Raw genomic sequence first — 17193 nt, 5'->3', positions numbered from 1 at the left:
CTGGGAGGTTCCCAGGGTGCGCCGACCGGTGCCGAAGTGGCAAGAACACTTGCCGAAGCGGCAACGTGCGAGCGAGAATCGACCCATGGCGCATGCACACGACGAGCAACGGTCCATCGACGGCGTCCTGGATGCCGTCGGGCCGAGACTGCGAGCCATCCGGCAGCATCGCGGCACCACGCTCGCCGCGCTGTCAGCCGAGACGGGCATCTCGGTCTCCACCCTCTCCCGGCTCGAGTCCGGCCAGCGCCGACCGAACCTCGAGCTGCTCCTCCCGCTCGCCAAGGCGCACCAGGTGCCCCTCGACGACCTCGTCGGCGCTCCGCAGACGGGTGATCCCCGCGTCCACCTGAAGCCCCTCCAGCGGTACGGCCAGACGATCGTGCCGTTGACCCGTCGATCGGGCGGCATCCACGCGTTCAAGAGCATCATCCACGGCGGCGACGGCCCGCAGGCGCCTGAGACGCAGCAGGTCCACGAGGGATACGAGTGGCTCTACGTCCTCAACGGGCGGCTGCGGCTCCTCCTCGGCGACCAGGACATCATCCTCACCGCGGGGGAGGTCGCCGAGTTCGACACCCGCGTCCCGCACTGGTTCGGCCGGGCAGAGGCCGGAGCGGTGGAGTTCCTCAGCCTGTTCGGCAAGCAGGGTGAACGGATGCACGTCCGCGCGACGTCGACGAGGAGGAGCGCATGATCGGACACGATGACGAGGAGGGCGCCCGCCAACCCGAGGACGACCGGCCGTTCGCGGAGCAGCTCCTCGAACGCCGCGGGTTCGCGATCACGGCGGCCCTGTTCGTGATGCTCGGAGGGCTCGTCGTGCCGTTCGTCGGCGCACACTGCTCGTGTGGGCCGTAGCGGACTGTCCCCAAGATCTCCGCTGCGGCCCACCCGCCATGCGCGGGCAGTTACCTGCGGCGGCGACGTGCTGCCTTGAGCGCCACGTCGCAGACCCAAGAGGATCCGTCGCCGCTCACCTGATGGCGTGCACGGGTGATTACCGGCGGCTGAGAGCGGCAGGCGCCTTCCGCCGAGGTTGCCTGTCCCCCAGGCGTTCGATCCAGATAGCTCTGATACATCAGATGCAAATCCAGATCAAGTCCACATTTATACGGATACCTACTGATCATATCGATAGCTAACCTTGTTGTCGTAAGCATCAACGGAGACAAAGGAGTCATCATGAAGTTCGCACCGAGCTCGAAACTCGCGCGTCTTGGTACCGCCTCGGTAATCACCCTTGCCCTCACCACATCAATGGCAACCCCCGCGAACGCCGCACCGCTGGGCGCGCGACCAGCGACTACAACGGCTATCGCGCACTCAGCAGGAGCCCAATCGGCCACTGGCCTCGACGCCGAGGCCCGCGAGACGAGGATCGCCTGGGCGACCATCCTGACCGCAGTCATCGCAGCCGGCGGCGCGGCTGACTACATGGGAAGCCAGGCCGCACAACGCATGTACTACGCCGGCCTGCGGTTCGCGGAGTACCAGGAGATCAAATGGAGCATGCGCGCCATGGTCATCGGAGCCATCGGCCCTATTTTCGGCAGCGTCTTCCTTCTGGCCTTCGAGAACAAGTTCTACTCGCTGGTTTGACCATGTCGAACACCGTGCTCCGCATAGTCGTCATCATCGATGCCGCTGCTCTCCTGATGTTCGGCATCGGCCGAGGTCTCGCGCTCGACGGGTCAGTCTCTCTCGCTGTCGCCATTGTCGCGGCTGCAGTCCTGCAACTCGTCCTCGCTCTCAAAGGACCTTGGGGCACCAACGACTCCATCCAACGCAAGAACGAATCCTTCAGGCCGATGAGATGATCCGGTCCATCACCCGTTCCGACGGCAGTCACCTGATCAGCGCGGTCAAATCGCCTCAGACACCAGTGAAATCATGCCGGACCCCACTCCGGTAGGGCGTTGTTCGTTCCGACGCGTGCGACGGCACTGCCGTGGCACAGCCGCTGTGGAGCGGCGCCGACCTCGGTGACACGCCCTGCCTGTCGAGGATCCTGCCCCGATGGGGAAGGTACTGTGTCGATGGGTCGGGCGTTGGTGCGTCAGTCGCGGTTCGTGACGTCCGGGTGTGACAGGGGGAGGGCCGCTGATCGCTGCTTCATCGGCAAGCATCCGACGGCGGGGTCTTCACCCCACCGTGGGGTGTGCCCCGGCATATCTGGACGGATTCCTGTCGTTGAGGTGGTGGGGACCGAGTGCCCATTGGCGCAATTAACAAGCGACGAACACACTAACTGAGATAACTCCTGTCAGTCCTGGTCGCCGCGGCTGGATGAGGGGAGCGGCGCGCAGTGCTAGCGGCTGCGGAACGGATGCACGTCCGGGCGACGTCGACGAGGAGGAGCGCATGATCGGACACGATGACGAGGAGGGCGCCCGCCAACCCGAGGACGACCGGCCCTTCGCGGAGCAGCTCCTCGAACGCCGCGGGTTCGCGATCACGGCGGCCCTGTTCGTGATGCTCGGAGGGCTCGTCGTGCCGTTCGTCGGCTGGGTGGCCGGCATGGTCATGCTGTGGCGGTCGCGCGCCTGGACCACCAGGCAGAAGGCCTGGGCCACCGGCGGACCGATCCTCGCGAGCACCGTGGTGCTGCTCGTCCTGGCCCTCCTGACCGCGAACTGGAAGTCGACGGACGCCGGCGTCGGTGGCTCCCCGGTGATCCCCGTCGTCTACGACCTCGGGTCGACGGCCGTCGTGCTGCTGCTGATCGGGTACGCCGCGGCCGGTACCTGGTTGCTCTGGCAGGCGCTCCGGCCCAATGGCCGGCGCGCCTGATTCGCGGTCGTCGTTCAGGTGGAACGGGCAGCATGGGGAGATGCCCGACTCCTCGCGATTCCGCCGCCCCCTGCCCGTCCAGCCCGGACCCGGTGAGGAGTCCGTCTGGGAGTACCCGCGTCCACCGCGGGTCGAGCCGCGCGACGAGCGCGTCGTGATCCGGTTCGGCGGCACGGTCATCGCGGAGTCGACGGCCGCGGTCCGGGTCCTGGAGACGAGCCACCCGCCGGTGTACTACGTCCCGGCGGCGGACTTCTCGCCCGGGGTCCTGGTGCCGGTCGACGGGACGACCATGTGCGAGTTCAAGGGAGAGGCCCACTACCTCGACGTGCGCGTGGGCGAAGCAGTAGCCGGTGCCGCCGCGTGGACCTACCCCGATCCACGCCCGGGATACGCGCCGCTGTTCGGCATGATCGCCGTCTATCCGGGACGCATGGACGCGTGCGAAGTCGACGGGGTACCGGTGCAGGCGCAGGAGGGCGACTTCTACGGCGGATGGATCACGCCGGGGATCGTCGGGCCGTTCAAGGGCGCCCCGGGCACGCGCGGCTGGTAGCGGACGCCGCCGCCCTACACCCGCTCCTCTCTCGCGCGCAACGCCCTGGAGCACCACGCACCCGCATGCCACGCTGAGCGCCAAGCGCCGTCGACGACGAGGCGCGCAGGAGGCGGTCGAGGCCATGGACGTGTTCGATGAAGCAGCGGACCCGGGTTGGTCCCTCCTCCGCGTCGTCCCGCTGTTCGGCCTCGCCGTCAGCATCGGAGCGGTCGCCGGGGCGTCCCTCGCGGCCGGTGCAGAGCTCTTCGGGACGGTCGGGACCATCTCGGTGCATCCGGCCGATCTCGGCGGGATCGCCGTCCTCGTCGGCGGACTCGTCGGAGGGATGCTCGCAGCGGTCGGGGCGGTCGGCGCGCTGCTGGCGCTCGGCATCCTCGACCACTGGGGCGAGCGGGGCCCGGTCCATCGGGCCTGGATCGCCGGTGGCGGTGCGGCCTTCCTCGTCCTGATCGTCGGCGGCCTCATCGCCGCACCCATCGGACTCGGCTCGACGATCGGGGTCGTCGTGTTCGCGGTGCTCGCCGCCGGTGTGGCGGCCGGCGGTGGGCTCTACGCCTTCGAACGGGCGCTGGCGCGTCGTCGAGGCGGGTGGGCCGGCCTCAGCCGGTAGCGCGGACGGTCAGCCGGCGAGCTGCCGGAGTCGTGCCCGGTGCCAGTCGGTCTGTGTGAGGGCCGAGACGCGGAGGAGACCGGTCAGTGCGTCCCATCCGGCCGACCAACCGATGCGGGAGGCGATGGTCCACACGCTCGCGTCGGGGTCGTCCAGAAGGGCGGCGTGCACCTCGTCGGCGCGCCGCAGATGGTGTGCGGCCAGCTCGTCGCACCGGTCCGCGAGTCCCGTGAACCGGAAGCCGTGTCCGGGGACCACCTGATCGCCGTCGTAGCCGCGGACGCGGTCGAGCGACGACAGGTAGGCCGTCACCGGGTTCTCCGAGGTGCGCGCCCCGAGGCCGAGGCCCGAGAAGATCGTCGGCAGCACGTGGTCGCCCGTGAACAGGTAGCCGCGGTCCTCGTCGCGCAGGGTGATGTGGCCCGTCGTGTGGCCGGGTGTGTGCAGGACCCTGATCGAGCGACCGGGGAGCGTCAGCAGCTCGCCGTCCTCGAGCGTCCGGTCCGCGCGAGTGTCGCCGAGGTGCCCGGCGGGTGCCGTCGCACCAGTGGCCCAGGGGCGCACGGTCGTGTCGTCCGCCGGGACGCCCCACTCGTCCAACGCCACCGCGAGGTCGGCCGGGCCCGGGGGCGTCGAGCCGGCCGCCTCGTCCTCGAGGCGGTGCATGAGGACCGGTGCCGCGAGTTCGTCGCGGAGGGTGCCGGCGAGGCCCAGGTGATCGGGGTGCAGGTGGGTCACGACGACGCCCGTGAGCGTCGTCACCCCGATGCCGCGGAGCTCCTGCAGCAGGTGTTCGCGGCCCTCGGGGGTGTCGGTTCCGGGGTCGACGACGATCGCGCGACCGTCGGTGCCGAAGAGGACCGAGCAGAGGGTGGAGGGATTTCCGGGGTCGCCGGTCGGGACGGCGATGACGACCGTGTCGGCGTCGAGGTGCTCCGTCGCGGGGATCCGGCCGTCGCGGAAGGCGGCAGCCTGGGACTCGCTCGATGAGGTGATCATGGTGCTGCTCCGGGTGGTTGTCGGGGGACGGACCAACCCTAGTCGCGGGGCCCGTCGAGTTCAGTACGATGGGTGTATGACCGTCAACGACATCCTCATCGGCGTGATCGCCTTCATCACCGTCTTCGGCGGCATCGGCCTGGTCGGGGCGCTCGTCGCGATGTCCAAGTCGGGCTACCACGGCTGATCCTCCCCGCAGGGGCTCGGCCGGTTTCGCGGCGGCTCAGCGGGCGACGGCCTCGTCCGTGGCCCGCTGCACCGCTGCCAGTGCTGCCGCGACGGCCGAACGCTGCAGTGAACCCTTCCTCGCCGTCGCGACGATCTTCCGCTCACTCATCCCGGTGATGGGTTTCCGCACGACGTCCGTTCGCGATCCGATCGCGATGTCCGGGAGCACGGCGATCGACAGGCCGGCCGCCACGTGGTCGATGACGACCTCGTAGCTCGTGAACCGTCCGGCCACCCTCGGCTCGAACCCCGCGCGACGACAGATCAGCGGGACGAGTTCGCCGAGGTAGGTGCCCGGTGCGTCGAGGGCCCACGACTCCGTCTGCAGCTCGCTGAAGGTGACCTGCTCCTGCGCGGCCAGTCGGTGGTCGAGCGGCGCGATGAGCAGCAGCGGGTCGGTGGTGAGGGGCACGCTGTGCACGGAGGGGTCGAGGAGGAACCCGTCCTCCTGGTCGACCGTGATCACGACGTCGCAGGTGCCGCGCTGGACGGCGGTGGTGCTCTCGTGTGGTTCGACCTCGATGAGTTCGACCTCGAGTCGTGGGTACTGCCGTGCGAGGGAGCGCGCGGCGGGGATGAGGATGGGGGCGATGACGCTCGCGAACCCGGCGATGCGGAACCGACCGGACGGCTCGGACTCGACCTCGGCCAGTTCGACCTCGATGGCGTCCATCTGCGCGAGCAGGGCCCGAGCGCGCTCCACGAGCAGCGCACCCGTCGGTGTCAGGGTGAGCGTCCGGCCGCGTCGTTCCAGGAGTGCGGCGCCGGTCTCGGCCTCGAGCACGGAGAGCTGCTGCGAGACGGTCGAGGGGCTGAGGTCGAGCTCACGGCCGACGGCGCGGATCGTACCGAGGCGGTCGAACGCCTCGAGCAGTCGCAGTCGCACGGGGTTCAGGGCCATGCTGCAACAGTATCGAGCGCGCCAGGGCGCCCTCCACACGGGTGGCAGTCCGATCCGGGTCCCGTGGCTCCCGGAGGGTGCAGACCGTCGCCGTCCGGGTCACTCCCAGACGAACTCCTCCGGCAGACGGCCGGGCTCGGCGAGTCGGGCGTTCCGGAGCACCGCGCCGTCGGTGCCGAGCGAGAGTGCCGTCACCGAGAGCGAGGCGAGGCGCAGGCCGTCGTGGTCGTCGACACGGACGATCGCCTCGTCGGCGTCGGCGGGGACGCTCGTCGTGGAGCGCAACGTGCGCAACCACGGCTCCCAGGACGCGGCCGTCGCACCGTCCAGCGGCCCGATGGGCGACGGGACGTCGAGGAAGGCCGGCCGCCACCGGTGGACCCGTGGGACGTCGAGGTGGTCGGGGCCCTCGTGCGTCACGAGGTGGAGACCGGGCGCGACGTCGATCGACCGGAGCGAGGAGCCGTCCCAGCTGGTGACGGCGACGCCGTCAGGACGCAGCTCCACGAGGTTCCATGACCGGGCGCTGCGGGCGTCCTCCGCATCGACGCCGGTCGTGACGGCCTCCAGCGGCAGGACGCCCCGCGAGGTCCACCCGGCGGCGGGCATGTCGAGGTCCTCGCGTCGGTTGAGGACCACCGCCGCCCGTGGGCCGCCCGGGGCATCGTCGTTCGTCGCCAGCCACGCGCCGCCCGCTTCGCGGTCGTGGATGCCGCGGACGCCGTCACCGAGTCCGGGCCACCACGCGCCGGGTGGGTCCCAGGCACGCCCCGGCTGCTCGTCTCGCAGCCCGAGGACGGCGATCGGCCACGCGCGCCCCGGGTCGAAGTCGATGATGACGGTGCACACGCTGGTTCCTCCTCGGCCGGCCGGACTAGGACAGACTAGACGAGGACCCGGCGCGGGAGCGCCGGAAGCGAGGAGGCGGCATGGGCGTGCGGGACGCATCGCGGGAGGCGGCGGGGTGCACGGTCGTCGTCGGGATCACGGGCGGGATCGCCGCGTACAAGGCGGTCGGCGTCGTCCGCGGGTTCGTGCTCGCGGGCTTCGACGTCCACGTGGTGCCGACCGAGAGTGCCCTCCGGTTCGTCGGCTTGCCGACGCTCGAGGCGATCAGCCGGAACCCCGTCACGACCTCGCTGTACGACGGCGTCGCCGAAGTCCGGCATGTCGCCCTCGGGCAGCGCGCGGAGCTCATCGTCGTCGCGCCGACGACGGCCAACACCCTCGCGAAACTCGCGGCGGGACTCTCCGACGACCTCCTCGGCACCACGATCCTGGCCAGCCGGGCACCGGTCCTGCTGGCACCGGCGATGCACACCGAGATGTGGCAGCACCCCGCGACGACCGCGAACGTCGCCCTCCTGCGATCGCGCGGGGTGGCCGTCATCGGGCCGGCGCACGGCGCGCTGACGGGCGGCGACACGGGTCCGGGACGCATGAGCGAACCCGACGACATCGTGGCCGCCGGCTTGGCGCTGCTCGCCCGACGCACAGGCGGAACGGACGCGCACCCGGACGACCTGCGGGCCGAGCGCGTCGTCGTCTCGGCCGGAGGCACCCGCGAGCCGCTCGACCCGGTCCGGTTCCTCGGGAACCGGTCGAGCGGCCGGCAGGGGCTGGCCATCGCGCAGGCCGCCGCGGAGCGCGGGGCCGAGGTGGTGCTCGTCGCGGCACACCTGGACGCCGACGTCGCTGCCGAAGCGGCCGCGGTCGACGGTGTGCGGGTCGTCCCGGTCGGCACCGCAGCGGAACTCGCGGTCGCCATGGAGGACGTGGCGGCCGACGCGACGCTCGTGGTCATGGCGGCAGCCGTGGCCGACTACCGCGCCGCCGAGATCGCCGAACGCAAGATCAAGAAGGACGACACCGGCGACGAGCTCACCCTGCGACTCGTCCGCAACCCCGACGTGCTCGCCGGACTCGCCGCGGCCCGGGTGCCCGGACGACTGGTCGTCGGGTTCGCCGCGGAGACCGCCGCCGACCACGAGGAGTTGTTGGCCCTCGGTCGGGCCAAGGTGGCACGCAAGGGCGCCGACCTCCTCGTGCTCAACCGCGTGGGGTGGACGGACGGCTTCGGCACGCCCGACAACGAGGTCGTCGTGATCGACGGCGTCGGCGACGTGGTCGGTGAGGCGACCGGCTCGAAGCGCAGCATCGCCGACCGGCTGCTCGACCTCGTGCTCGCCCACCGGGCCGAGCCGGTTCGTCCCCAGGCTGGCGAGCCTCCCCCCGAACGGGGCTGACCACTGCCACGATGACACCATGCCACGCCTCCGTCCCGCGCGCCGTCGCGCCTCCATCGCCGCGGCGCTCGCCGGAGTCATCGTCCTCTCGATGGGTCTCGCCCAGCCGGCCGCCGCTGCGGAGTACCCCAGCTGGGAGGACGTCGAGGCGGCCCGCTCGAGCGAGTCCTCGAAGCAGTCGACCATCGGTCAGATCGAGGGGCTGGTCCAGCAGCTGAAGACCGCTGCGGCGCTCGCCGAAGCTGAGGCCGTCCTCCGTGCCGACGAGTACGAGGCCGCTCAGCTGGCCGTCGACGAGGCGAGCTACCGTGCCGTCTCCCTCCGTGAGCAGGCCGTCGCCGCGACGACCGCGGCGCAGGCCTCCAAACGCCAGGCCGGCGCGCTCGTCGCCGCGTGGTTGCGGTCGGGGAGTGTCGACCTCAGTACCGCCGCATTCCTCGACGGCCAGGAACCGGAGTCGCTCCTCGGGCGTTTGAGCACGATCACGAAGCTCAGCGAGTCCACGGACGGCACCTACGAGCGGGCGAGGACCGACGCGAACACGGCGTCGCTGCTCACCGAACAGGCGACCATCGCGGAGGCCGCCCTCGGCGAGCTCGCCGCCGCGGCTGAGACCGCGCTCGGGGACGCGGTCGCAGCCCGTGCCGACGCCGAGACCGCCGTGTCCGAGCAGCAGGAGTACCTCGCGACGCTCGAGGCCCAGCTCGTGGTCCTCAAGGAGAACCGCGCAGCCACCGAGGCCGACTACCGCAAGGGCGAGGAAGTGAAGGCGGCTGCGGCCGCCGCTGCTGCAGCCGCGGCGGCCGCAGCTGAGGCTGCACGCGCGGCGGCCGAGGCCGCTGCGAACGCCGGCGGCGGAGGTGGCGGTGGCGGCGGAGGTGGTGGTGGTGGTGCCTCGGGTGCCGTCGGGAGCCAGGGATGGGCCCTGCCGATCTCCGGCCGGATCACCGACAGCTACGGACCGCGACCCGGTCGCCCCGTGCCCGGCGTCAACCCGTTCCACTCGGGCACCGACATCGGAGCGGGCTGCGGGCGAGCGGTCTACGCCGCGAACGCCGGCACCGTCGTCTACGCGGGCTGGCTCGGCACCTACGGCAACTGGGTCCTCGTCGACCACGGCGGCGGCGTCATGACCGGGTACGCGCACAACAGCAGCATCCTCGTCGGCGAGGGTCAGCGGGTGTCCGCCGGTCAGAACATCTCGCTCGTCGGAACGACGGGTGCCTCGACCGGATGCCACGTGCACTTCGAGGTCAGGATCGGCGGTTCGCGCGTCGACGCGGTCCCGTTCATGGCGGACCGGGGCATCCGCCTCGGCTGAGCCGCGCCTCTGATCGAGTCGTCAGAGTCCGAGGCGCTCGAGCTCGGTGTCCATGCGGCGAGCCATCTCCGCGTACCCCTCGTCGTTCGGGTGGAGGCCGTCCGCGGCCATCCACTCCGGGTGCCCCTCGATCCAGTGCGACGCCCCGGGGATGGTGTCGGCGTCGATCTCCTGAGCTGCGTCGGCCACCCAGCCGATGATCGTCTCGATCGACTGCGGTCGCTCGTCGGTGTACCAGAACGGTTCGACGACGATGAAGCGGGCCTCCGGGAGGGCGTCGCGGAGGCGCTGCAGGTCCGTCGTGATCTGCTCGTGGATCCGGTCGGCGGCATCGTCGAAGCTGAACGCGTCGTTGAGCCCCATCGTGACGAAGACGATGTCGGGCTGCTCGGCGATGATGAGGGAGGGGAGGTCACCGCTGCCGTCGCCGAAGCGGTCGCGGTGGTTCACGAATCCGAGGCCGTTGACGCTGGGGTTGAACTCCCGCCAGCCGCGTTCCTCGCTGACGACGGTGGACCAGCGGTCGGCCGGGTCGCTCGCTCCGGTGCCGAGGGTGTACGAGTCGCCATAGAACGCGACGAGGGGTCCGTCGCCCGTGGCGCCGCCGGTCCCTGCGCCGGGGGACGCGCAGGCGGTGAGGCCGGTGGCGAGGGCGAGCAGGGTGACGGCGGCGAGCAGTCGTGATCTCATACGGATGCTTCGGAGCGGTGGGCGTCGCGGAGGGTCGAAGCGCCGATGGGCTGCGGAGGATTCGGAACGCGAATGCGGTTGCAGCTAGGTCATGTCCACGCGAATACGTGCGCTAACCTGACTCCATGCCGCAGATCCGTATCCGAGACGCCGCCCTGTTCCTCGGGGTCAGCGACGACACCGTCCGTCGTTGGATCGACCAGGGCGCACTCGTCAGCGCGAAGGACGACGCGGGCCGTGGCGTCGTCGACAGCCTGTCGCTCGCTCAACTGGCCCGGCAGAACGCCGTCCTCCCCGTCGACCCTTCGGAGATCGGGCGTTCGGCCCGCAACCGCTTCGTCGGCATCGTCACCGACATCACGATGGACACGGTCATGGCGCAGGTGGAACTGCAGTGCGGGCCGCACCGGGTGGTGTCGCTCATGAGCAGTGAGGCGGTCCGCGAACTCGGTCTCGAACTCGGCTCCACGGCCATCGCCGTCGTGAAGGCCACGACGGTCCTCATCGAGACCCCGAAGGCGAGCTCATGAACCGCACCGCACCCCGTCGATCCTTCCGACTGCTCAGCGCACTGGCCCTCGGCGCCGGCGTCCTGCTCGCAGTGTCCGCCTGCGCCGCCCCCGCCGCGACGCCGACACCCACCGCCTCGGCCACGGCGGACGAGCTCAGCGGCTCCATCACGGTCTACGCGGCGGCGTCGCTCAAGACGACCTTCACGGCGCTCGCGGAGGACTTCGAGGAGGCGCACCCCGGCACGACCGTCGAGCTGACCTTCGCCGGATCCTCCGACCTCGTCACGCAGCTCACGAACGGTGCTCCCGGCGACGTGTTCGCCTCCGCAGACGAGAAGAACATGACGAAGCTCGCCGATGCCGACCTCGTCGAGGGCGACCCGGTCGACTTCGCGACCAACGTCCTGCAGATCGCCGTGCCCCCGTCGAACCCCGCCGGCGTGAAGACCTTCGCCGACCTCGCCCGTCCGGGCGTCAAGACGGTCGTGTGCGCGCCGCAGGTCCCTTGTGGAGCGGCCACCGTCGCCGTCGAGGAGGCCACGGGTGTCGCGCTGAGCCCGGTCAGCGAGGAGTCGTCGGTGACCGACGTCCTCGGCAAGGTGACCTCGGGCGAGGCCGATGCGGGCCTCGTCTACGTGACCGACGTCATCGCGGCCGGCGACGCCGTGGAGGGCATCACCTTCCCCGAGTCGTCGGAGGCCGTCAACACCTACCCCATCGCGCCGCTCGCAGGGAGTGCGAACCCCACCGTCGCGGCTGCCTTCGCGGCCTACGTCGTGAGCGCCGAGGGACAGCGGGTGCTCGCCGACGCCGGCTTCGGCGCACCGTGACCCCGTGAGGGACCTCGGCTCGGGGGTGCCCCGCTGGATCGTCGTCGTCGCGATGGTCGGCGCGGCGTTCGTCCTGCTGCCGCTCGTCGCGATCGTCCTGCGGGTGGACTGGGCGGACTTCGGCGCGCTCGTCACCTCGGAGTCGTCGGTCGCGGCGCTCGGGTTGAGTCTGCGGACGTCGTCACTCGCGACGGCCCTCTGCATCGTGTTCGGCGTGCCGCTCGCCCTCGTCCTCGCGCGTACCCGATTCCCGGGGCAACGGCTGCTGCGGTCGCTCGTCCTCCTCCCGCTCGTGCTCCCGCCCGTCGTCGGCGGGATCGCCCTGCTCTACACCTTCGGTCGGCTCGGCCTGCTCGGACCGGCACTCGCGGATGCCGGGATCGACATCGCGTTCTCCACGACCGCCGTCGTCCTCGCGCAGACGTTCGTCGCCTTGCCGTTCCTGGTGTTGAGCCTCGAGGGGGCGATCCGCACGACCGGCTCGCGGTACGAGGCCGTCGCCGCGACGCTCGGCGCACGTCCCACCACCGTCTTCCGCACCGTCACGCTGCCGCTCCTCGCACCCGCCGTCGTGTCGGGCGCGATCCTCTCGTTCGCTCGGGCCCTCGGCGAGTTCGGGGCGACCCTCACCTTCGCGGGCAGCTTGCAGGGGGTCACCCGGACGCTGCCGCTCGAGATCTACCTGCAGCGCGAGACCGATCCCGACGCCGCGGTCGCGCTGTCACTCGTCCTCGTCGTCGTGGCCGTCCTCGTCGTCGGCGTCGCGGGGGCGCAGGGGTCGATCCGGCGTGGACGGACCGTCGCCGGAGTGGTGCGATGACCGGGGCGGCCCTGGAGTTCCGAGCGACGCTGCGCGAACGCGACTGGGAGCTCGCCGTCGACCTCGCCGCGGGGGAGACCGTCGCCGTGCTCGGCCCCAACGGCGCCGGCAAGTCGACGTTGCTCGCCGTCCTCGCCGGGCTCCTGCGTCCGGACACGGGTCACGCGACCCTCGCCGGTCGCGAGCTGTTCGCGGTCGGTGGACCGGGTCGGGACCAGTGGTCGCCGCCGCACCGACGGGGGATCTCGCTCCTGGCCCAGGAGGCACTGCTCTTCCCGCACCGCTCCGTGCTCGACAACGTCGCCTACGGCCCCTTGGTCGCCGGTGCGTCGCGCGGCGAGGCTCGGGACATCGCCCGACGACGACTCGCGGAGGTTGAGGTGTCCGAGCTCGAGGGGCGCCGTCCTGCCGAGTTGTCCGGCGGCCAGGCGCAGCGGGTGGCGCTCGCCCGCGCACTGGCCCCCGACCCGGCCCTCCTCCTCCTCGACGAACCGATGGCCGCGCTCGATGCGACGGTCGCGCCGCACCTGCGCCGCATGCTCCGTGACCAGTTGCACGGACGGACGACCGTGCTCGTGACGCACGAGGTGCTCGACGCGTACACGCTCGCGGACCGGGTGATCGTCCTGGACGCCGGGCGCATCGTCGAGCAGGGGCCGACGGCGGAGGTGCTCGAGCGGCCGCGGACGGCGTTCACCGCGGACCTCGCGGGACTCGAACTGCTGACGGGCGTGCGCACGGAACGCGGGCTCCGTCTGCCGGACGGAGCGGAGGTCGAGGTCGACTCCTCCGCGGAGGCGGACCCGATCCCGGTCGGGGTCGCCGTCGCCTGCGCGTTCCGACCCTCCCGCGTCGAGGTCCGGGAGGCTGACGGGTCTGGCAGCCCGAGTGCGCCGGGTGCCCTCCGCGCGACGATCACCGACCTCGAGCCGCGGGGCGACGTCGTCCGGGTCCGCTCGGCGGTCATCACCGCCGACGTCGCCGTACAGCAGCTCGCGGCCGCGGGCTGGTCGACGGGGGACGTCGTCGACTTCGTGGTCGACCCGCGGGCAGCCGTCCTGTACCCGTGCTGAGGCGTCCTGCACCGGGACACGGCCGAGACGTGACAGAGTGAGTCGATGAACCGATTCTGGAGACGCTGGTGGCCGCTCGTCGTCGGGGCCGCCGGCACGCTCGCGATCGGCGGGATCTGCGCGGCGCTCGTCGCCATGGGGCTCGTGCGCCCGAACGCCATCCTGGCCGCCTCGTACGCGGTGCGCGGTGTCGACGTCTCCTCGTACCAGGGCGAGATCGACTGGGACGTCCTCTCGGCTCAGCCCATCGACTTCGCGATCATGAAGGCGACCGAGGGATCAGGCGATCAGGACGAACGGTTCGCCGCGAACTGGGCGGGCGCGCAGCGTGCGGCGGATGAGACCGGCTTGCTTATCGGGGCCTACCACTTCCTGAGCTTCGACAGCCCGGCCGAGACGCAGGCGCAGAACATCTTCGACACCGTGCCGGTCACCGCGGGCGCTCTCCCGATCACCATCGATCTCGAGTGCTACGCCGACTACTGCCGGACGCCTCCGAGTGCGGAGCGGGTCGCCGCCGTACTCGATCCGCTCCTTGCTGCACTCGAGGAGCACTACGCCCGGCCGCCGATCATCTACGCGACCATGCGGTACTACGACGCGTTCCTCGCGGGCTCGTACGAGCGGAACCCGCTCTGGATCCGCTCGGTCGTCACGCCGCCGGTCCTGTCGGGCGGGCGGGCGTGGGACCTCTGGCAGTACACCAGCCGGGAACGGATGCCCGGGTACGTCGGCAAGGAGGAGTTCATCGATGTGAACGTCTTCGACGGCTCCCTGCGCGACCTCCAGGCCCTCGTCGGCCCCTGATCCGCGGCGTCCTCGAGGTGCCTCGGGTTACGGGGCGGGAGCGGGACCGGTGGTCGGCTCGGCGACGGGGAGGAACGTGTCCTCGCCGTCGACCTCCTGCTCGATGGAGTCCTCGGTGGTCTCGTGGTCCTGGGGAAGGTTGTCGTCGTTCGCTGCGTGCTTGCTCATACGACCACGATACGACGGGTGTCGCGCTGGGCAATGGGGTTGCGTGCCGACGCCGGGCGCCGGGCGCCGGGCGCCGGCCGCCGGCCGCGCTCAGGAGGCGAAGGCGAGCGAGCGTGCTGCGAGTTCGCCGGTCAGGACGTCGACGGCCTTCGGGCCGACGCCGTGGATGCGGAGCAGGGCGGCGGGGGAGACCCGCGTGAGCTGCTCGAAGCGGGTGAAGCCGTGCGCGCCGAGCGCTTCGTGGGCGACCGAGCCGATGGTGGCCGGGAACTCGGACGCCTCGGCGGGCACGAGCTCGACGAACAGCGCGGCGATCCGCTCCTCGATGTCGTCGCGGATGCGGCGGACGGCCTCGATGCCTTGCCCTGCCGGGTCCTCGAGTTCCCAGTCCTCGTAGCGTTTGCCGGGGAAGATCGGGCAGGCGTCGCCGCAGCCCATCGTGATGACCGCGTCGGAGGCCCGGACGGCGTCGGTCGTGAGGATGCGGGGCACGGCTGCGGTGATGTCGACACCGTGTTCGGCCATCGCCTCCACCGCCACGGTGTTGATCCGGTCCTTCGGTTCGCTCCCGGCCGACAGCACCTCGACCCGGTCGCCGGCGAGGGCGCCGAGGAAGCCGGCTGCGATCTGGGAGCGACCGGCGTTGTGCACGCAGACGAAGAGGACGGTGGGGATGGTGGGCGTGATGGTCATGGCGTCTCCTGGAGGTGGCGTGAGCCGAGCACGGACGAATGGTCGAGGAGGTCCACGAGGGCAGCGTAGCTGGTGGCGGGGTCGGCGCCGCGGGTGAAGCCGCCGACGAGTTCGAGGGACACGAAGCCGTGGAGTGCTGCCCGGACGATGCGTCCGGCGTCCGTCATCGCCACGCTGTCGAGACCGCGGCCCGCGAGTGCGCGTTCGACGAGCATCACGAGCTCGCGATCAGCAGGCTCGCCGGTGTCGGCACGGGCGTTTTCGGTCGAGAACGCGAGGGCGTACCGACCGGGATAGGCGAGGGCGAAGCGGCGGTACCCGTCGGCCAGTGCGGTGAGTGCGGTGGACCCGCTCAGTCCGTTCGTCGCGATGTCGAGTCCGCTGGCCAGTTGGGCGAGGGCGAGCTGGGCGACGGCGGCGCGGAGGTCCTCGGTGCTGCGGACGTGCTTGAGGAGGGCCGGTGCAGAGGTGTCGAGCTCGCGGGCCAGGGCGGCGAGCGTGAGGGCGTCGGCGCCGTGCGTGTCGGCGAACTCGGCGGCTCCGACGATCACCCGTTGGCGGGAGAACTTGGTCCGGGAAACGGGTGCATCGGTCATCGGATCGAGCCTAACGGCACGCGGCCGTGATGCCGTGCGGCTTCAGACCGTCGGCGGTGTGGCTTCTTGGTGGGGCGCGCCGTGCGTGCGGCGGTCCTCCTTCATGGCGGCTTCCGCGAGGTGGCGGCGGCCGCCCGCGAGCTCGTTCCGGACCTCCGCCTCGAGCGTGCGGAACGGTTCCCAGTAGTTGCCGTCGTAGTCCTCGACGATCTGGAACGTCCAGCGTCCGTCGATGACGTTGCGTCCGACCAGCTCGGTGTCGATCCGGTCGGCGAGGGCGTCTTGTCCTGCCTCGCGGAGGGCCTCCGCGGCTTCGCCGAGCGCGAGGTCCGCCTTACCGGTCAGTCGGTGGAAGCCGTAGAGCATGCCGCGCGCCTGCTCGACGACCTCGAGCGCCTCGGTCACTTTGCCGACCGCTTCCACGGTCGCGTCGTCGACCCCTGCGGGTACTCGGTGGGCGTCGTCGGGGCCGTCGGTCGTGCGGTCGTCTGCAGAACTCATGCGACCAGTCTGTCGCGATCGGACCTCGATGTCGGGGGCTTGCGGACGGTGGCACACGATGTGAGCCGGCGGGAGTCCTCCCGCGTACCGAGCGAACGCACCCCGACTGCCCTTCGACAGGCTCAGGGACCGGAGCGATCCGGCCGTACCGCTCCCGGCCACGGAGCCGGAGCAACCGAGGTGCCCTTCGACAGGCTCAGCGACCGGAGCGTCGCCGGTGGACTTCTCCCGGTCACTGAGCCTGTCGAAGTGCCCACGAGGATGCCTCAGCGTCGCCGGTGAACGTTTCCCGGTCACTGAGCCTGTCGAAGTGGCCACGAGGACACCTCATCGTTCCGGGTGCTCCTCTCCCGGTCACTGAGCTTGTCGAAGTGTCCACGAGGATGCCTCATCGTTCCGGGTGCTCCTCTCCCGCTCATCGAGGCGGCGCGACCCGAGTGCCCTTCGACAGGCTCAGGGACCGAAAAGCTTGCGAGCACAGTCCAGCCCGGTCACTGAGCCTGTCGAAGTGCCCACGAGGAACCCATCGACTGGCTCGGGGACCTGCGGGGGTTAGAACGGCGCGGGGTCCGGTTCGGTCCGGTGATGTTTCCCGTCGGGTGTCGTCCAATCGAGCACCCCGCCGGGTCCGTGGTCGAGGTTCCACCCGGGGAGGTGTTTCATGCGATGGTGATGTCGGCAGAGGCAGGCAAGATTGCCGACATCTGTTGTGCCGCCGTGGTCCCACGCGACCGAGTGGTCGAGGTCGCAGGCTCTGGCGCGCCTGCCGCACCCCGGTGCCCGACAGGTGCCGTCTCGCAAGCGGACCGCGCGCTGCAGATCGGCCGGAACCCGGTACTGCTTCCG

The 17193-nt window shown here is 71.0% G+C and carries 22 protein-coding genes and 1 pseudogene; 14 read left to right on the top strand and 9 right to left on the bottom strand.

What is annotated here, in order from left to right:
* Window positions 1-85 precede the first annotated feature (85 nt).
* From B9Y95_RS10110 to B9Y95_RS10085, 7 genes are all read left to right on the top strand, one after another.
* Window positions 86-697 carry a helix-turn-helix domain-containing protein gene (locus B9Y95_RS10110; protein ID WP_085511772.1) on the top strand — a complete coding sequence of 204 codons (612 nt, stop codon included), beginning with the start codon at window positions 86-88 and terminating at the stop codon, window positions 695-697.
* Window positions 694-861, top strand: coding sequence for a hypothetical protein (locus tag B9Y95_RS20660; protein ID WP_159453380.1), 168 nt, complete (start codon window positions 694-696; stop codon window positions 859-861). The genes B9Y95_RS10110 and B9Y95_RS20660 overlap by 4 nt, the downstream gene beginning before the upstream one ends.
* Window positions 862-1185: 324 nt before the next feature.
* Window positions 1186-1602: a hypothetical protein gene (locus B9Y95_RS10105; protein WP_085511771.1), complete on the top strand. Its 417-nt coding sequence runs from the start codon at window positions 1186-1188 to the stop codon at window positions 1600-1602.
* A gap of 2 nt (window positions 1603-1604) precedes the next feature.
* On the top strand, window positions 1605-1820 hold the full coding sequence (locus B9Y95_RS10100) for a hypothetical protein (protein ID WP_085511770.1): 216 nt from the start codon (window positions 1605-1607) through the stop codon (window positions 1818-1820).
* A gap of 544 nt (window positions 1821-2364) precedes the next feature.
* On the top strand, window positions 2365-2793 hold the full coding sequence (locus tag B9Y95_RS10095; protein WP_085511769.1) for a hypothetical protein: 429 nt from the start codon (window positions 2365-2367) through the stop codon (window positions 2791-2793).
* A gap of 40 nt (window positions 2794-2833) precedes the next feature.
* Window positions 2834-3349, top strand: a complete 516-nt coding sequence (locus B9Y95_RS10090) for a DUF427 domain-containing protein (RefSeq protein WP_085511768.1) — start codon at window positions 2834-2836, stop codon at window positions 3347-3349.
* A 124-nt stretch (window positions 3350-3473) separates the two neighbouring features.
* The gene (locus B9Y95_RS10085; RefSeq protein WP_085511767.1) at window positions 3474-3962 is read left to right on the top strand and encodes a hypothetical protein; all 489 of its coding nucleotides are present in this window, start codon (window positions 3474-3476) and stop codon (window positions 3960-3962) included.
* 9 nt (window positions 3963-3971) lie between these two features.
* Here the strand turns inward: B9Y95_RS10085 and B9Y95_RS10080 are convergent, their stop codons facing one another.
* The 3 genes from B9Y95_RS10080 to B9Y95_RS10070 form a co-directional block, all read right to left on the bottom strand.
* Complete coding sequence (locus B9Y95_RS10080) at window positions 3972-4961, bottom strand: MBL fold metallo-hydrolase (RefSeq protein ID WP_085511766.1); 990 nt, start codon at window positions 4959-4961, stop codon at window positions 3972-3974.
* Window positions 4962-5184: 223 nt separating this feature from the next.
* On the bottom strand, window positions 5185-6090 hold the full coding sequence (locus B9Y95_RS10075; protein WP_085511765.1) for a LysR family transcriptional regulator: 906 nt from the start codon (window positions 6088-6090) through the stop codon (window positions 5185-5187).
* Between the two features lie 99 nt (window positions 6091-6189).
* Window positions 6190-6939, bottom strand: coding sequence for an NRDE family protein (locus B9Y95_RS10070; RefSeq protein WP_085511764.1), 750 nt, complete (start codon window positions 6937-6939; stop codon window positions 6190-6192).
* Window positions 6940-7019: 80 nt separating this feature from the next.
* Here B9Y95_RS10070 and coaBC point away from each other — a divergent pair, with 80 nt between their 5' ends.
* Window positions 7020-8336 (top strand): bifunctional phosphopantothenoylcysteine decarboxylase/phosphopantothenate--cysteine ligase CoaBC, encoded by a 1317-nt coding sequence (gene coaBC, locus B9Y95_RS10065; RefSeq protein WP_085511763.1) that lies wholly within the window; start codon window positions 7020-7022, stop codon window positions 8334-8336.
* A 19-nt stretch (window positions 8337-8355) separates the two neighbouring features.
* Window positions 8356-9657 carry a M23 family metallopeptidase gene (locus B9Y95_RS10060; protein WP_085511762.1) on the top strand — a complete coding sequence of 434 codons (1302 nt, stop codon included), beginning with the start codon at window positions 8356-8358 and terminating at the stop codon, window positions 9655-9657.
* 21 nt (window positions 9658-9678) lie between these two features.
* Here B9Y95_RS10060 and B9Y95_RS10055 read toward each other — a convergent pair whose 3' ends face one another.
* Window positions 9679-10347, bottom strand: a complete 669-nt coding sequence (locus B9Y95_RS10055) for an SGNH/GDSL hydrolase family protein (protein ID WP_085511761.1) — start codon at window positions 10345-10347, stop codon at window positions 9679-9681.
* A gap of 125 nt (window positions 10348-10472) precedes the next feature.
* Between B9Y95_RS10055 and B9Y95_RS10050 the strand changes: the two genes are divergently transcribed.
* The 5 genes from B9Y95_RS10050 to B9Y95_RS10030 are packed head-to-tail and all read left to right on the top strand — an operon-like array spanning window position 10473 to window position 14389.
* Window positions 10473-10877 carry a TOBE domain-containing protein gene (locus B9Y95_RS10050; RefSeq protein ID WP_085511760.1) on the top strand — a complete coding sequence of 135 codons (405 nt, stop codon included), beginning with the start codon at window positions 10473-10475 and terminating at the stop codon, window positions 10875-10877.
* Entirely contained in the window at window positions 10874-11689 is an 816-nt protein-coding gene (gene modA / locus B9Y95_RS10045) for a molybdate ABC transporter substrate-binding protein (RefSeq protein ID WP_085511759.1), read from the top strand. The genes B9Y95_RS10050 and modA overlap by 4 nt, the downstream gene beginning before the upstream one ends.
* Before the next feature lie 52 nt (window positions 11690-11741).
* Window positions 11742-12509 carry an ABC transporter permease gene (locus tag B9Y95_RS10040; RefSeq protein WP_085512174.1) on the top strand — a complete coding sequence of 256 codons (768 nt, stop codon included), beginning with the start codon at window positions 11742-11744 and terminating at the stop codon, window positions 12507-12509.
* Entirely contained in the window at window positions 12506-13582 is a 1077-nt protein-coding gene (locus tag B9Y95_RS10035) for a sulfate/molybdate ABC transporter ATP-binding protein (RefSeq protein ID WP_085511758.1), read from the top strand. Before B9Y95_RS10040 ends, B9Y95_RS10035 begins: the two co-directional genes overlap by 4 nt.
* 45 nt (window positions 13583-13627) lie before the next feature.
* Window positions 13628-14389, top strand: coding sequence for a GH25 family lysozyme (locus B9Y95_RS10030; RefSeq protein WP_085511757.1), 762 nt, complete (start codon window positions 13628-13630; stop codon window positions 14387-14389).
* Window positions 14390-14416: 27 nt separating this feature from the next.
* Here B9Y95_RS10030 and B9Y95_RS20655 read toward each other — a convergent pair whose 3' ends face one another.
* The 5 genes and pseudogenes from B9Y95_RS20655 to B9Y95_RS10010 all read right to left on the bottom strand — a co-directional run.
* Window positions 14417-14557 carry a hypothetical protein gene (locus B9Y95_RS20655; RefSeq protein ID WP_159453379.1) on the bottom strand — a complete coding sequence of 47 codons (141 nt, stop codon included), beginning with the start codon at window positions 14555-14557 and terminating at the stop codon, window positions 14417-14419.
* A 285-nt stretch (window positions 14558-14842) separates the two neighbouring features.
* Window positions 14843-15250, bottom strand: a pseudogene (locus B9Y95_RS10025) (arsenate reductase ArsC); the annotation flags it as partial.
* Window positions 15247-15846 (bottom strand): TetR/AcrR family transcriptional regulator, encoded by a 600-nt coding sequence (locus B9Y95_RS10020; protein ID WP_085511755.1) that lies wholly within the window; start codon window positions 15844-15846, stop codon window positions 15247-15249. The gene B9Y95_RS10020 and the pseudogene B9Y95_RS10025, both read right to left, overlap by 4 nt.
* Before the next feature lie 42 nt (window positions 15847-15888).
* Window positions 15889-16347 (bottom strand): hypothetical protein, encoded by a 459-nt coding sequence (locus B9Y95_RS10015; RefSeq protein ID WP_085511754.1) that lies wholly within the window; start codon window positions 16345-16347, stop codon window positions 15889-15891.
* A 552-nt stretch (window positions 16348-16899) separates the two neighbouring features.
* A partial coding sequence (locus B9Y95_RS10010; protein ID WP_143736433.1) for an HNH endonuclease signature motif containing protein occupies window positions 16900-17193 on the bottom strand: 294 nt, incomplete at its 5' end.

This window comes from Plantibacter flavus, from assembly GCF_900177615.1.
Taxonomy (GTDB): domain Bacteria; phylum Actinomycetota; class Actinomycetes; order Actinomycetales; family Microbacteriaceae; genus Plantibacter; species Plantibacter flavus.
The sequence above is the reverse complement of the archived record's forward strand: the minus strand, read 5'-3'. Positions and strand labels throughout refer to the sequence as shown.

Bases quoted from the DNA above. Each gene is read 5' to 3' on its own strand.
- B9Y95_RS10110 (WP_085511772.1), top strand. From the start codon at position 86: ATGGCGCATGCACACGACGAGCAACGGTCCATCGACGGCGTCCTGGAT.
- B9Y95_RS20660 (WP_159453380.1), top strand. From the start codon at position 694: ATGATCGGACACGATGACGAGGAGGGCGCCCGCCAACCCGAGGACGAC.
- B9Y95_RS10105 (WP_085511771.1), top strand. From the start codon at position 1,186: ATGAAGTTCGCACCGAGCTCGAAACTCGCGCGTCTTGGTACCGCCTCG.
- B9Y95_RS10100 (WP_085511770.1), top strand. From the start codon at position 1,605: ATGTCGAACACCGTGCTCCGCATAGTCGTCATCATCGATGCCGCTGCT.
- B9Y95_RS10095 (WP_085511769.1), top strand. From the start codon at position 2,365: ATGATCGGACACGATGACGAGGAGGGCGCCCGCCAACCCGAGGACGAC.
- B9Y95_RS10090 (WP_085511768.1), top strand. From the start codon at position 2,834: ATGCCCGACTCCTCGCGATTCCGCCGCCCCCTGCCCGTCCAGCCCGGA.
- B9Y95_RS10085 (WP_085511767.1), top strand. From the start codon at position 3,474: ATGGACGTGTTCGATGAAGCAGCGGACCCGGGTTGGTCCCTCCTCCGC.
- B9Y95_RS10080 (WP_085511766.1), bottom strand. From the start codon at position 4,961: ATGATCACCTCATCGAGCGAGTCCCAGGCTGCCGCCTTCCGCGACGGC.
- B9Y95_RS10075 (WP_085511765.1), bottom strand. From the start codon at position 6,090: ATGGCCCTGAACCCCGTGCGACTGCGACTGCTCGAGGCGTTCGACCGC.
- coaBC (WP_085511763.1), top strand. From the start codon at position 7,020: ATGGGCGTGCGGGACGCATCGCGGGAGGCGGCGGGGTGCACGGTCGTC.
- B9Y95_RS10060 (WP_085511762.1), top strand. From the start codon at position 8,356: ATGCCACGCCTCCGTCCCGCGCGCCGTCGCGCCTCCATCGCCGCGGCG.
- B9Y95_RS10055 (WP_085511761.1), bottom strand. From the start codon at position 10,347: ATGAGATCACGACTGCTCGCCGCCGTCACCCTGCTCGCCCTCGCCACC.
- B9Y95_RS10050 (WP_085511760.1), top strand. From the start codon at position 10,473: ATGCCGCAGATCCGTATCCGAGACGCCGCCCTGTTCCTCGGGGTCAGC.
- modA (WP_085511759.1), top strand. From the start codon at position 10,874: ATGAACCGCACCGCACCCCGTCGATCCTTCCGACTGCTCAGCGCACTG.
- B9Y95_RS10040 (WP_085512174.1), top strand. From the start codon at position 11,742: ATGGTCGGCGCGGCGTTCGTCCTGCTGCCGCTCGTCGCGATCGTCCTG.
- B9Y95_RS10035 (WP_085511758.1), top strand. From the start codon at position 12,506: ATGACCGGGGCGGCCCTGGAGTTCCGAGCGACGCTGCGCGAACGCGAC.
- B9Y95_RS10030 (WP_085511757.1), top strand. From the start codon at position 13,628: ATGAACCGATTCTGGAGACGCTGGTGGCCGCTCGTCGTCGGGGCCGCC.
- B9Y95_RS20655 (WP_159453379.1), bottom strand. From the start codon at position 14,557: ATGAGCAAGCACGCAGCGAACGACGACAACCTTCCCCAGGACCACGAG.
- B9Y95_RS10020 (WP_085511755.1), bottom strand. From the start codon at position 15,846: ATGACCGATGCACCCGTTTCCCGGACCAAGTTCTCCCGCCAACGGGTG.
- B9Y95_RS10015 (WP_085511754.1), bottom strand. From the start codon at position 16,347: ATGAGTTCTGCAGACGACCGCACGACCGACGGCCCCGACGACGCCCAC.